The sequence below is a fragment of the Hymenobacter wooponensis genome, assembly GCF_004745865.1.
GTDB lineage: Bacteria > Bacteroidota > Bacteroidia > Cytophagales > Hymenobacteraceae > Hymenobacter > Hymenobacter wooponensis.
Map to the genome: position 1 here is coordinate 503431 of NZ_SRKZ01000003.1, position 12909 is coordinate 516339.

Sequence of the window (12909 nt, forward strand, 5' to 3'; positions counted from 1 at the left end):
CCATAGCGCTGCTGCGTAGCTTTACGCCCATGATATCTCGCCGCCTGGCCGACTGGACGCTGCTATTCGTGCTGCTGTTCACTGTGGCCTATTTCTTCCTCAGCCACGAAGGGCTGTACGCTATTGATGACTATTACTATTCTCGGTATGCACACCAACTGATCAGCGGCACCTTCCGGATAGCCCCCGATCCGCAGGGCCTCCTCCACGACCCCCTAAAAGAACGGCCCATGATTTATGGGCCCGTGGGGCTCTGTTACGCATTGTTTGGCACCAACATCATTAGCAGTACGCTGTGGCCCCTGCTGGCTACGCTAGGCTGCTCAGTTGTTATCTGGAAGCTGTACCGCCGGCGCGAGCCGGTGGTGGCCGCCGCCGCAATGTTGCTGCTGGGCCTCCACTACTTCAACCTCAACCTTACAAACTACCTTTACCCCGATAACATTTTGATGTTCTGGTGCCTGGCTGGGGCAGCGGCGTTGTTGGTGGGGCGGCGTTCTGCAGACTATGAGTTGGCTTGGGGCGTGGGGTTTGCCCTGCTCAGCTTCGCGGCCCTGCTCAGCAAGGAAACCATCGTGTACTATTTGCCCTTCTACCTAGCCCTATTGGCGCGCGATGCATGGCAGCGCCAACATCGGCGGTTTTGGGTGGCTGCTGTTATTACGGGCGTTGGGTTGCTGGCGAGCTATCTGGCTTTTTACCAAATCTATACGGATGATGCGCTCTACCGACTGCACCTCATTGAGCATACCAATGAGTTCTTGAAGGAAGGCAACTACCTGGTCGGTAACCGGGCGGCTTTGCTAGGCCGCATTACTTGGCAGCCGCTAGCTTTCTTCATCGGGACGGGGCTTGGTCCGTTGCTGTTGCTGGCCTGTGCCGCCCTGTTCCAGCCCGCGGAGCCGGGTTCTGACCGGCGCTTCTGGGTTACGCTAGGCTTCAGCACACTGCTTTTTTATTGGGTGGGCAGCACCTCCCTAAGCCAATATAACCCCATTACGCTGCTGCCGCGCATGACCACTCCCCTGCTGCCCCCGCTGGCACTGGCTGCCGGGTTTGGGCTACGTACTATGTTGCGCACGGGAAAGGGCTTGCTGTTGGTAACCCTAGGCCTGTTGCTGTGTGCGGTGTGGTTGCACAACAGTCTATCAGTATTATACGGTGGCCTAGGCCTGTTTTTGGGCGCGGTAGCGGCAGCCCAGTATGTGCGTCAACGGCCCGCGGTGTTCCGTCTTGGCAACGAGGGGGTATTCATCCTGGCAATGGTGGTGTTTGCTGGCTGCTTAGCTATTCGGCCGGCGTACTTTATGTGGAAGCCTTCAGTATCCTCCCACTTCGCGCAGGATCGGGTAATTCGGCAGCACCTGCAGGCTCCAGCCCAGGGTGTGGTGCTGGTTGATGATTTTCTGATCGACAACTACGATTTCTATTACGGTTTCAAGGTGCCACCGCACCTGCAGTTCCGGCGCTACTGGTCGCGCGACTCACTGCAGCTCCAGCCTGGCCAGCACGCATGGCTTTTGCTCAATCGCAGCACCCTCACCAACGATGAACTCACCCGTAAGCTCATCCGCTACTCTCCCGACTCAGTATTGAGCTGGTACCCCCGTCGTCGCCTTATCGCCGAGGATGGCAAGGTCTCATTGTATGAGGTGAAGTGGTGATTAGGTACTAGTGAAAAGATAGGCTGCGGATCACTAATCATGTCATCACTCTTACCTCAGGATGAGATGGTTAGTTGTGCCGTTTTCACCTTACTATTCTGGCCCATAGGCCTAGGAGCCTATCTAGCGGGCGGAGGTGGCCTAGCTGTTGTAGAAGCTGGTAAAGCTGCTGGGCTTCACTGTAATTACGCCAGCGTACGGCTTGGCGAAGCTCCCACTGCACTCGCACAGCCAACGCGGCGCGCTCCGCATCAGTGCGGCACAAGGCCAACGCTTTGTAGCAGACTCGAATGGTGGAGGCCAAGTACGGGTCATGGGGACGGTAGCCTTTCTTTGACATCGACTGCGGGTGCAGGCGTTTTTGGGTGGTTACTTCATCCAGGAAATAAAATTGCCAGTCGCGGGAAGCGCGCACCCAGAAGTCGAAGTCCTCGTAGGCCAGGGTTTCGTCGTAGCCGCCTAACTGCTCCAGCGTGGCTCGTCGCATCGTCATGGTGGGCGTGCTAATGAAGTAGCGAGCCAGTACATCAGCAAACACCCAACCGGAAGCTGGCCGCGGTTGCAACCCTTGGGCCGTCCGGCGAAAATGCCGCCGCACCAGCTGGCCCTCTTCGTCAATTAACTCTGCATCGGAATATACCATTCCGCACGCCGGGTCGGCCCGCTGGAAAGCTGCTACGTGTTGGGCTACCCGCTGCGGCAGCAGCACATCGTCGGTGGCAAAGTCAATCACGAACTCCCCGGCTGATTGGCGGAAAGCATAATTGAAGGCCCGGCAGTTACCAACGTTTTCGGGCAGCAGCAGCAAACGCCACTGGGGGGTAGCCGCGGCATACCGCTGCAGGATAGAAACACTACTGTCAGTGCTGGCATCATCAACCAGCAGCACCTCTAAATTCGGGTACGACTGGCCTAGAATGGAGTCGAGGGCTTGTGGCAGAAAGCGGGCGTGGTTGTAGCACAGGGCTACAATAGTTACAAGCGGCAGCTCAGCATCAGACATAGCGTGCAAGTTACTGTTGCTTTATCTATTGCTGTTTTATAGGAAAACCCGGAGGCTAATCAGGCCCATATCAATGATTATTACCAAAACATAATCAACTACTTATCATATCATACATAAACTAAATGATGATATATTGTTCATCTTCTTATAGCAACTTACCCCTTAAAATACATCTCTTCTAAAATACCAAAAGCACCAGGGCAAGAGTAGCCAGTAACGGGCAGCATGAGCCATGGGTGCTCCCATGGTTCCATAGCGGGGCACCAACCACACCAGCAGTACAGAGTATAGTATGGCTGAGCCGGCCTGCACCAATACGTAGCGCCCAACTTGCGCCTGTACAGTAAGCAGAAACAGCATCGTCCAGGTCAGAAACTTGGCCCAGTCGCCCAGCAACTGAGGAGCAAGCAAGGGGGCAGCAGCAGCAAAGTGCTGGTCGAAGAGCAATGGCAACAGCCAGCTGCGCAGAAGCCACAACCCCGTAAAGCCTACGAATAAGCCCGGCGCCAACAACGTCAGGACCGCTCGTACTAGCTCACGCCGTTTCGTGGGCTGGACCGTGAGTGCCGCCAGCCGCGGATAATATACGCTACCCATAATGGCCGAAAACACCATCGTGTAGTTATCAGACAGCTTAGCCACCGCCTGCCAGAGGTCGGTTTGAGCTAGCCCGAGCTGACGAATCAGGACCTCGCGCATGGCAAAATCAACGCCCTTACCAAAAAGCAGAACGCTCACGGCCATCAGCAAGAAGCGGCTCAGCCCCCGTACCGCTGGCCGGCTAGTGCGCCCAACCAGCTGAGGCAGCAAGCCTGCCCGGTGCGCCAGAGCTAGCGTGGGCACCACGGTGAGCCCCTGGGCTAGCAGGTAGGCCAGTAGGGCCACTTCACTAGACCCACCCAATGCCAGCACCAGGGCCACGGCTCCCACACCCAAGCCGCTAAGCAGCACCGTTAGGGCAACATAGTTCTGAAGCTTGCCAGCGGCTAGCAGCACCGACACTAAGAAGGCGTGGCCTGTTAGAAGCACAATACCCAGGGCAAATAACAGCCCCCAGGCCACACTTGGCTGAAATACACCAATAAGCGGGGTGGGCACCAGCACCAGCGCCACAAACCCTACCAGCAGCGCACCTACATTCAAGACTAGCCCCGCACCCCACCAAGCCCGGTAGCGCCCCGATCCGGCGCGCAGAGGAGCTAAGTATTTCACTAGCCCTACGTGCACCCCATCATTGGGCAGGGTGGTAAACAGAGCCATCAGGTTCTGAAAGTGCGCCAGCAGCGTGATGCCGCCTGCACCGCCGTATAACGCCAGCAGTTTATTGAGGATTAAAGCCCCTGCGGCCCGCGCTAACACGGCCACCCCAGAGCCCACCGAGCCCCGCAGAAAACGCCCCAGCACGGCAGCGCGGGGTTCAGGCTGAGGTACAATAGAAGGCGTGGTTGGCTGCATCAGAAAGTACAGCAGCTAGGCCACCCAGAGCCGAAAATAAATACGGAACAGCCGGCTGCTCATTTCTCAAAGGTCAGCTTCAGACTTAGCACCCCGCCCAAGTGCCGCTTGAATTGCAGCAACGAGTAGTTGGGCCCTTCGGGCAGCATGGAGGTGCCTAAATCTAATATCCGCATGCCACTGGCTTTGCCGAAAGCGTGTAGGCCAGCATTCAGCAGCACCACCGGGCTGAAGGCATTATAGGCCAAAGGGCTGGCCGGATAGAAGTTATAGAGCACTTCGTCGTTAACCCGGATGGCTACCGTCAGCGCAACCCACTCCCCGCTGGCGTCGCGTACCGAGAATAGAAAGTAGTGCTGCGGAAACAGCCGGAATAGCTCCTGCAGGCGCTCTAAGGGTAACGATAAGTGTTGCCCTTTCTCCTGACGGCAGCGGTTAAGAAATTCGTAGGCCAGGGGCAGCAGCAGCGGGGGCTCTTGCTCAAACTGAAAGCCGTGTCGCTCGCACTTGCGCAGGCGGCGCCGTTCTGAGGGGTGCAGCCGGGCCACAAACTCCTCCTGCAAAGGCAAATGGTTATTTAGCTCAGTTTGCGTGATGCGGAAGCCCTGCTGCGTGAGGGCTTGGGTGAGTTGGGCCCCGCCAGCTTCATCGTACGCCAAGGGGTAGCTACGCACTTGCAGCCGTTGCACGCCCCGCTGAATAAGCTGCGCCTCAACTACGGTTAAAAAGCTAGCCACCACATCGGCCGGGAGGCCGGGTGCCAGTTGGGCACCCCCAAAGGGCGCCTGCCAGGGGCTGTAGGCCACCGTGTCTCCCTCAGCCAAGAAAGCCTGAAACTGCCCTACGGTGTGGTTGCTACGCTGGTCTTCCAAATGAAAGTGTAGCCACTCGCCGGGAGCCTGCTGCAAGGCCAGGTGCGCCGGGGTCAGGTACAGGAAGGGGGTGTAGGCCAGGGGCCGGGCCGGGGCAGCCTCCACGCCGCGCACACAACGCACCATGTAGCGGCCCTCTTCCAAAGGCAGGGGCAGCAGATCGGGCGTAGAGGTAGCGGCAGAATCCAAAGGCAAAAGCAACAGAGTAGTGGCGAAAGTACGAGAAAAATGGCGCGCCAGGTTGCCCACGCCACTTCCAAGCACGGTGCGCTCCTGCCCGCATGGTTTTGTCTGCAACAACGAACTTCCCTTCAAATCTCGTAAACTGCCTTGCTTACTTGCCCCCGCCGTCCATGAATTCTGCCGCTTCCTCCCCTTCAGCTGCTATCCCTACGCCTGCGCTTCCGGACCCGGAAGCTGAATTACCAAGTCCAACCGGCGCCCTTGCCGACCGCGACGCCACCCGCCAAGCACACGAACAAACGGTAGGCCAGCGCCCCGGCACCCTCATGGTACGGGCCGATGCCGTGCCTCCCCGCCTATTCCTGGTCAGTTATTCTGAGAGCTTCTTTCAAGAGCGCGAGTACTTTGACTATCCGGCCCTGCTCACGTTCATTCGTGAGCACCCTGATCTGAAGCACTGGTTTGATGTGCGGGGCTACAATAATCTGGCTCTGATGCAACGGATTCAGGACGACTTCCGCATTCACCCGCTGATGATGGAAGACGTACTGAATGACTATCAGCGGGCTAAAGTAGAGGAAACCGAAGACGGCTTGTTCCTGGTGTCGCGCATGACGGAGTTCACCTCACAGCTGGACATTGAAGACGACCAGCTCTCCATTTTTACTGGCGACAACTACATAATAACCTTCCAAGACGATTACGAGGACTGCTTAGAGGCCGTGCGCCAGCGCCTGCGCTCCGGTCGCAGCTCTATCCGCCGGCGCTCCCCGCTGTACCTGGCCTACGCCCTTACTGATGTAGTGCTCGACCACTACTACCCCACCATGGCGGCCATCGGCGACTATATTGAGAAGCTTGAGGAGCGCATTTTCACGGGTCGCTCCGACCGCCGTCTGCTGAACCGCATCTTACATATCAAGAAAGACATTGTGCGCTTCCGGCGCTTGGTGTACCCTGAGCGGGAAAAGATTGCCGAGATACTGCGCATGCCCGAGGAAATTGTGCCTGAAGAAATCAAGACCTACTTCAAGGACTGCTACGACCATTCCATCCAGGCCATGGATTTAGCTGAGAGCTACCGCGAATCGGTGAGCAGCCTCGTAGACTTGTTTCTTTCTGACCAGAGCAACCGCATGAACGAGGTAATGAAGGTGCTCACCATCATCAGCAGCATCTTCATTCCGCTTAGCTTCGTGGTAGGCCTCTATGGGATGAACTTCCAGCGCGAAGCCCCCGATGGCCGCATCAACTATCTTAATATGCCCGAGCTCTATAGCCCCTGGGGCTATCCGGTACTGCTAGCCATTCTGGCGCTAATTGTGATATTTCAGCTAATCTATTTCTATCGTAAAGGCTGGCTGACCAACAGATAGACAACCCTAGCGCTTAGTTGCTGGGCACTTTCCTTGCTTTGTTATCACGCAACAAGCCCTTACTTCCGGCAGGAGGTAAGGGCTTGTTGACTTTGGCTTCCTCTGAAGCTAGGCCACACCTAGGCTTCAGAGGAAGCCTCATTGCTGCCTTATTTTTTCACGAATACTGGCAACTGCGCCTCAAACAACCGGGCAAACTCTTGGCTGGTGAGGATGTGCCCTTGCTTCTGGGCGTTGTTGGCTAGGTTGTAGCCCCACTGTGCTGCTGCAAGCCGCTGGGTAGGTGTGCCGTGGTGCCCGTTGCTGGTGATGCTGCAGTCGCCGATGTTGAAGAACACGCCCAGGAACTGCTGCACCCGCTTCCACTGCATAGCCGCGCCACGAGCGTGCGAGAGGTAGTAGGCAGAGTATGCATCGGCCATCAGCTCGGTGCGGCGGGTTGCTTCGGGGCTTTGCACAGTCCCGAACAGGTTTAACTGAAACTGCACCTGATGCCCAAACTCGTGGGCCAAAATGGCTTGTGGAGCTACGTCGCCGTAGCCAGTGGCCGTGAAGGCATTCAGGATGCCGTCGCCCATGATAATCTTGTCGGGGATGCGGCCGTAGGGAGGAAAGTTAAAGCCCTGCTGAGCAAACGCATTAAATGTAAAGATGGGGTGGTTGCCCTCTCGGTACTGCGGGATTTCAGCAGCCAGCATGGTGACGATATCAGCCAAGATACCGGCCGTAGCAGCATCTACACCGTACACGGCCTCATACGTCCGAATAACCCGGTCGCGGTTTGTGAGCATGTTGCCGTGCATGGCGGCCAGCACAATATCAGCCGACTCAATATTCCAGAAGCGCTGCAGGTCTTTAAAGGTCTTGGTCAGCGTTTGGGTGTATTCGCCATTTACCCCAAAGGTCTGTCCCTGCGAGCTGTTTTCGAAAACCAGCGCATCGTATTGTGGCAGATCTAGCATAGCGAAGTCTAGCACGTAGCCAATTACTTCGCTGTTCCAGCCCTTCAGCTGCTGGTCGAACCACTGGTTAACAGGCGTATTATCGTTGCAGGGCGTGGGCTCAATAGCCAACAGGCTCCGCACTTTTTCCTGATACTGAGGATCAGTTTGTAATAACAGAGCGGAACGCTCTTTGAGTTTGGCCTCAACGCCGGCGGGCAAAGAAGCCCGCAACTGGTTGACTTTGTCGCGGGTAGAGGAAGAAAGCTCGGCTGATTGTTGGGTAGTGGTATTTGGGCGGATAGTGTTGTCCGTTTCCTTAGAGCATCCTGAGAGCAGGATGATAGAGCAAGCGAACATCGCCGTGAGGCGGTTAAGGTGCTTCATAAATTTGTTTGTTGGTGGAAAGAAAGGATAGATCAGAACAAATTATCTATGCCAGCAAAGGGCTTTTGCTTATTGGTATGCTCCAAGAAAGCAGCGCATATACTGTGCAGCTTACGGCAGCAGAACCAGCCGACATTTTGACCAATCTATAAGTCAATCCTATATTTTCCTACTATAATAATATAATACAATATATATAACCATTAGTTGTTGCCCCTATCAACTTGATAATAAAAAGTCAAACCAATAGCAAAATATTGATTTTAATTGGATAACAGCAGATTATGACTGGCCCGACCTGCTAGCCTAATCGGCTATAAATTTTTCATCTGGCACCCATATTTTTTGGGATGTAGCGCCTTACTACAGTGATGAAGCTGAACCTTACTCCTTCTGAAGGCTCAGTTAAGCCGGAGGTCAGACCGGCGCAGTTCAGTACCAACCACTCGGAACAAGTGATAGATGGATGTGGCAGGGTTGAACTCCAGAGCTATCTGGGGGGTAGAGCTATCAAAGGGCTGCCCCCCAACTAGCCGGGACCGGGCATCATAGAGATATACTTTGCTAGGCCCCTGCTCCGACAACACGTACACCTGCCGGCCAGGGCCGAAATTGAAATACTGCGCTTGCTTCGGGGCAGATGTTACGAACGTTTGGGTAAGTAGCTGGCGGCCCGTGGCGTCAAACAGGGCCAAGCGCCCCCCCTCCTCACGGGTAACCACAAATGTGCGCTGATGCTGGTCTGGCACCAGGCGAAACTCTGAATTGCGGCTCCAGGTGGCAATGCGGCTTCGGGCTACAATATCGCCACTGAGGTTAAAGCTGACTTTCTCCCCGTGCTGAGTTACCACCGTTAGGCGGGAGCGACGCATGGTGGGGCCTACTTCGGCCAGAGCACCGCTGTGCAGGCGGGCACCCACGCTAATGGGGAAGCCCGGGTATACCCCGCCCGATTGGTCGTAGGCATAGACATAGCCGTTTTCGAGCAAGACGACAATTACATCACGCCCGTTCACGCTTAGGTAGTGCGGAGGCGCGGCCAGCCGGAAGTCGAGCTGTTTGGGCTGCCAATTGGGGAAGCTGCGCCCTTGCGTGTCATAGAGAAACAAGTTGCTTCCACTGCCCGCTACCAGCAAGCGCGTGGTCTGCCCGCTGCTTGCCGGCAACACGGTCAGGGAAGTGGCCTGCAACGTATCGGGCAGGTTCAGGGGGAAATTGGGCAGTAGCTGCCCTCTGCCGTTGTAGCCGAATAGCTGCGTGCCACTGGCCATCAGAAAGCCACCATTGCCAGGCAGATGATAAGGCTGACTGATAACTGGTCCAGGCAAGGTATCAGACCAGGCCACCACATTATCGGGGGTTACGTAGTGCAGCACCCGCGCCGTATCCTGCACCAGAATACCCGAGAGGCGGGCTCCGCTCACCGGCACTAGCGTTGGCGAGCTGCTGAGGGCCGTTTTGAAGGTTAAGACGCTGCCGGTACCATCCTGGTTTTGGGGCCGGGCCACGGCGGGGCCTTCAGCGGGGTGACGGAGCACAAAATGGGTGTAATACTGCGCTCCTTCCTCGGCCTCATTAGTGGCCGGCACCCACTGCATAGCCACCTGAGGAAAGCGCTTGAACAGGGTCTCGTTACGCAGTAGGCCAGCCCGGCGCTCTTCCACCAAGCCGCGCAGCAGCACGTTCCAGGCATTACCCATATCAAGGAGTACGCTTAGTCTAGCCAGTGGCTGCGTATCCTGCAGGAAGGCTACTTGCGTGGGTGAGCGGCTCCAGACCTCGCCCGCAGCCACGCTACGTAGCCACTGGCGCACCGCTTCCGCGTCTTCCCCAAACGCCACGTAGTTGCCGACCTGGGCTACCACGGGCTGCGGGAAATTATGAAACAAGGGGCCTAGCAGGCGCTGTGGCAGCTCGGGCACCCCAGTTTGGTAGAGTTGGTAGGACCCCACCCGCTCAAAGGAAGGCGTAGTGCCAGTAGCCCGACGCATCTGGCCAAGCAGTATGCCTAGTTGCGCTGGGTTAGAGCACCAAGCCAGGGCCAGCTTACTGGGCCGCAAACGAGCAGATGTTGTGCTCAGGTAGCACAAGGCTACCTCTTGCTGGAGCAGAGTGGCCATGCTATCAATCAGCGGAGCGGCGGTGGTAACCAGCGAATCAGAAGCTACAGGAGCGGTGCCACTCCGAAGCATAGCCGACTGGCCTAGCCCCATGTGCACGAGCAATGCCGTACGCAGCGGTACAACCTCGGCCATGCGCAGGCGTTGTGCGGGCTGCCCACGCAGGCGCTCGTGTAGGCTATGATGAGCATTTTCGGCGTTGGCAAAGCCATTGAACACCACCTTATTACCCTCCAGCTTCATCTGCACCAGCCCGTTGCGGGCTAAGCTGCTGACCTCAGCCAGATCAGATTCAATATCTCGCCTAAAAAACACCCCCAGCAGCTGCGGCAGCCGACGCTGGTTGAGCAGCAGCGTCGCATCCACGTTTTTCTGCCGGAAGAAATCAGTATTCTGGAAATCTGCCGCTACGGTGGGCTGCTCAGGGTGCTCCAGCCGCAATGCAACGGCCTCCACCAGCGCGGAGCTGGCGCTGATAAGCAAGTGGTTGCGGTAGTTGAAAAACGTAATACCATCACCGGTGCTGCGCTGCCGCACCTGGGTAAACTGTTGGTCATGAAACTCGCGGGTGCTAACCTCAAAGCGCGAATCGCGTCCTAGCCCCTCCACCAGGTTGCGCACTAGCCGGTACTCGCGCACACTACTGATGGGCACCTGAAAAAGTACATCAAAGCTGTTAGGACCCGTCACGTGAACCGACGTCAGGACCCGTTTGCGTCCCAGAAAGCGCAGCACCACATCCTGGCTGTTGGTCACGCTATCAGCCAATGCCACGTTGTCTTCCACCTGCTGGAAATAGCGTACGGCCGTCAGGTTGTCCCAGAGCTGGGTCTCCTTGAGGTGGCGTACCAGGGTAGGATGATCATGCGTGACGGTGACCAGTACGGCATCATCGGGCACCAACGCCCACGGATCCACGGGGATTTGGGCTTCGCGGTGGCGATAGTACACGTAGGAACCCAGTGCCGTAAGCAGCAGCAGACCTGTCAGAAACACCAGTACTCGTTGCGACATGCAGGATTCCGGGAAGTGCGGGCGGCAAAAATAAGGATTACTCCTTAGGCTCACGATGATTAGGGCCACTCCTGCTACGGCAGTACGCACAAACGGCTGCTTATGATGTGACCTTAGCGTTTTTCAAGCTCCCGTGCTACTGGCCTAGCACCTTTCTGGTCTCGCTCAGGAGTAGTTGGAATCAGGCTGCAAAGTGAATTACGGCTCTACAACCGGGCATTCTACTATCAGCCCTTTTCTTTTCTATCTTCCGGCCCTGAAACACCTCCTACTTTCCCTGTATGTCTGAAAAACAAGGCCATTTCCAGCGGGCCATTACGCTGTTTGATGCCGTCATGATTGTGACCGGAAGCATGATTGGCTCCGGTATTTTTATTGTGTCGGCGGGTATTGCCAAACTGGTTGGCTCGGCAGGCTGGCTGCTGGTAGTGTGGCTCATCACGGGCTTTATTACCCTGGCTGGCGCGGTGAGCTACGGGGAGTTGTCGTCGATGTTCCCGAAAGTAGGCGGCCAGTACGTGTACCTGCGGGAGGCCTACAACAAGCTGGTGGCCTTCCTGTATGGCTGGACGTTGTTTCTGGTAATCCAGACCGGAGTAATTGCCGCCGTGGCCGTGGCGTTTGCTCGCTTTACCGGCGTGCTGCTGCCGTGGTTCAGCGAAACCAATGTGTTATTCAGCGTGGGAAGCTTTCAGTTCAGCACGGTGCAGCTGCTGGCAATTGTGCTGCTGGTGGTGCTCACGTACATCAACTCCCGTGGGGTACGCAGCGGCAAGCTCATTTCCAACATCTTCGGCAGCACCAAGCTGGTGGCACTAGGCCTCTTGATTTTGGGTGGCCTGGCGCTGGGCATCAATCAGCAAGCCGTGAGCCTGAACTTCCAAGACATGTGGCAGGCCGCCAGTTTCAACAACCTAGGCCAGTCGTCGCCACTGAGTACCTCGGCCCTCATTACGGCCATCGGGTTGGCCATGACCGGCTCCCTGTTCAGCTCCGACGCGTGGAACAACATCGGTTTCTCGGGCGATGAAATTGTAAAGCCTGAGCGTACCATTGTACTGAGCATGGCCCTGGGCACGGCCATCGTCACGGCACTGTACATCCTCATCAACGTGGTGTATTTGCTGGTACTTCCCCTACACGGCAACCCAGAAGCCACCACCGTTGTGGGCCGGGGCATTATGTACGCCACCAACGAGCGGGTAGCCACGGCGGTAGCCGAGAGCATTCTAGGCCAGGTAGGCGCCTATGTTATGGCTATCCTGATCATGATCAGCACGTTTAGTGCTGATAATAGCATTCTGCTTTCTGGTGCCCGCGCTTACTACGCCATGGCCGCCGATGGCTTGTTCTTCCCTGGCATGGCTCGTCTGAACAAGGCTGGTGTGCCGGGCGTGGCGCTGTGGGCGCAGTGCGTTTGGGCTTCGCTGCTCTGCTTGTCCGGCTCCTACGGTGAACTGCTCAACTACGTCATGTTCTCAGTAATCCTGTTCTACGTGATTACTATCATCGGCATCTTCGTATTGCGGCGTACCCGGCCCGATGCGCCTCGGCCATACCGGGCAGCTGGCTACCCTATCATTCCGCTGCTCTACATTATCCTGGCTTCGGGCTTTTGCTTTATCCTGCTCACCGACCCCGTCAACTCGAAGTTTGCTCTGCGGGGCCTAGGCCTAGTGGCAGTGGGCGTGCCGGTGTACTACATCTTCGGGAAGCGTTTCGCCAATACGCAAACCCAAGAGCCCAGCTAAATTTTCATATTTACGCCGCATAAAAAAGCCCCGCTGATCTGTATCAGCGGGGCTTTTTTATGCAGTTGACTAAGACCTTTAAGGCAGTAAGCCACCAGCTAAGGCGTACATAACGTAGAGCCTCTTGCTAGGCCACTAGC

General features: G+C 56.5%; 8 protein-coding genes. 3 read left to right on the plus strand and 5 right to left on the minus strand.

Going from position 1 to position 12909, the window contains the following annotated elements:
* Positions 1-29 precede the first annotated feature (29 nt).
* The gene (locus EU557_RS12455) at positions 30-1664 is read left to right on the plus strand and encodes an ArnT family glycosyltransferase (RefSeq protein WP_135530776.1); all 1635 of its coding nucleotides are present in this window, start codon (positions 30-32) and stop codon (positions 1662-1664) included.
* Between the two features lie 85 nt (positions 1665-1749).
* On the opposite strand, the gene EU557_RS12460 is transcribed toward EU557_RS12455, so the two are convergent.
* The 3 genes from EU557_RS12460 to EU557_RS12470 all read right to left on the minus strand — a co-directional run bounded on the left by EU557_RS12460 (position 1750) and on the right by EU557_RS12470 (position 5186).
* A complete protein-coding gene (locus tag EU557_RS12460; RefSeq protein WP_135530777.1) occupies positions 1750-2667 on the minus strand; it encodes a glycosyltransferase in 918 nt (305 codons plus the stop codon).
* Positions 2668-2832: 165 nt separating this feature from the next.
* Complete coding sequence (locus tag EU557_RS12465) at positions 2833-4125, minus strand: MATE family efflux transporter (protein WP_135530778.1); 1293 nt, start codon at positions 4123-4125, stop codon at positions 2833-2835.
* 59 nt (positions 4126-4184) lie between these two features.
* Positions 4185-5186, minus strand: coding sequence for a GNAT family N-acetyltransferase (locus EU557_RS12470; protein ID WP_135530779.1), 1002 nt, complete (start codon positions 5184-5186; stop codon positions 4185-4187).
* A gap of 164 nt (positions 5187-5350) precedes the next feature.
* Between EU557_RS12470 and corA the strand changes: the two genes are divergently transcribed.
* Positions 5351-6556: a magnesium/cobalt transporter CorA gene (gene corA, locus EU557_RS12475; protein WP_135530780.1), complete on the plus strand. Its 1206-nt coding sequence runs from the start codon at positions 5351-5353 to the stop codon at positions 6554-6556.
* Positions 6557-6705: 149 nt separating this feature from the next.
* Here the strand turns inward: corA and EU557_RS12480 are convergent, their stop codons facing one another.
* Both EU557_RS12480 and EU557_RS12485 read right to left on the minus strand, forming a co-directional pair.
* Positions 6706-7884: a neutral zinc metallopeptidase gene (locus EU557_RS12480; protein WP_135530781.1), complete on the minus strand. Its 1179-nt coding sequence runs from the start codon at positions 7882-7884 to the stop codon at positions 6706-6708.
* Positions 7885-8285: 401 nt separating this feature from the next.
* Entirely contained in the window at positions 8286-11018 is a 2733-nt protein-coding gene (locus EU557_RS12485) for a hypothetical protein (protein WP_135530782.1), read from the minus strand.
* Between the two features lie 281 nt (positions 11019-11299).
* Between EU557_RS12485 and EU557_RS12490 the strand changes: the two genes are divergently transcribed.
* Positions 11300-12769, plus strand: a complete 1470-nt coding sequence (locus tag EU557_RS12490; RefSeq protein WP_135530783.1) for an APC family permease — start codon at positions 11300-11302, stop codon at positions 12767-12769.
* Positions 12770-12909: the final 140 nt, after the last annotated feature.

Excerpts from the sequence above, each read along its gene's own strand:
- EU557_RS12455 (WP_135530776.1), top strand. The coding sequence starts at position 30 with ATGATATCTCGCCGCCTGGCCGACTGGACGCTGCTATTCGTGCTGCTG.
- EU557_RS12460 (WP_135530777.1), bottom strand. The coding sequence starts at position 2,667 with ATGTCTGATGCTGAGCTGCCGCTTGTAACTATTGTAGCCCTGTGCTAC.
- EU557_RS12465 (WP_135530778.1), bottom strand. The coding sequence starts at position 4,125 with ATGCAGCCAACCACGCCTTCTATTGTACCTCAGCCTGAACCCCGCGCT.
- corA (WP_135530780.1), top strand. The coding sequence starts at position 5,351 with ATGAATTCTGCCGCTTCCTCCCCTTCAGCTGCTATCCCTACGCCTGCG.
- EU557_RS12480 (WP_135530781.1), bottom strand. The coding sequence starts at position 7,884 with ATGAAGCACCTTAACCGCCTCACGGCGATGTTCGCTTGCTCTATCATC.
- EU557_RS12485 (WP_135530782.1), bottom strand. The coding sequence starts at position 11,018 with ATGTCGCAACGAGTACTGGTGTTTCTGACAGGTCTGCTGCTGCTTACG.
- EU557_RS12490 (WP_135530783.1), top strand. The coding sequence starts at position 11,300 with ATGTCTGAAAAACAAGGCCATTTCCAGCGGGCCATTACGCTGTTTGAT.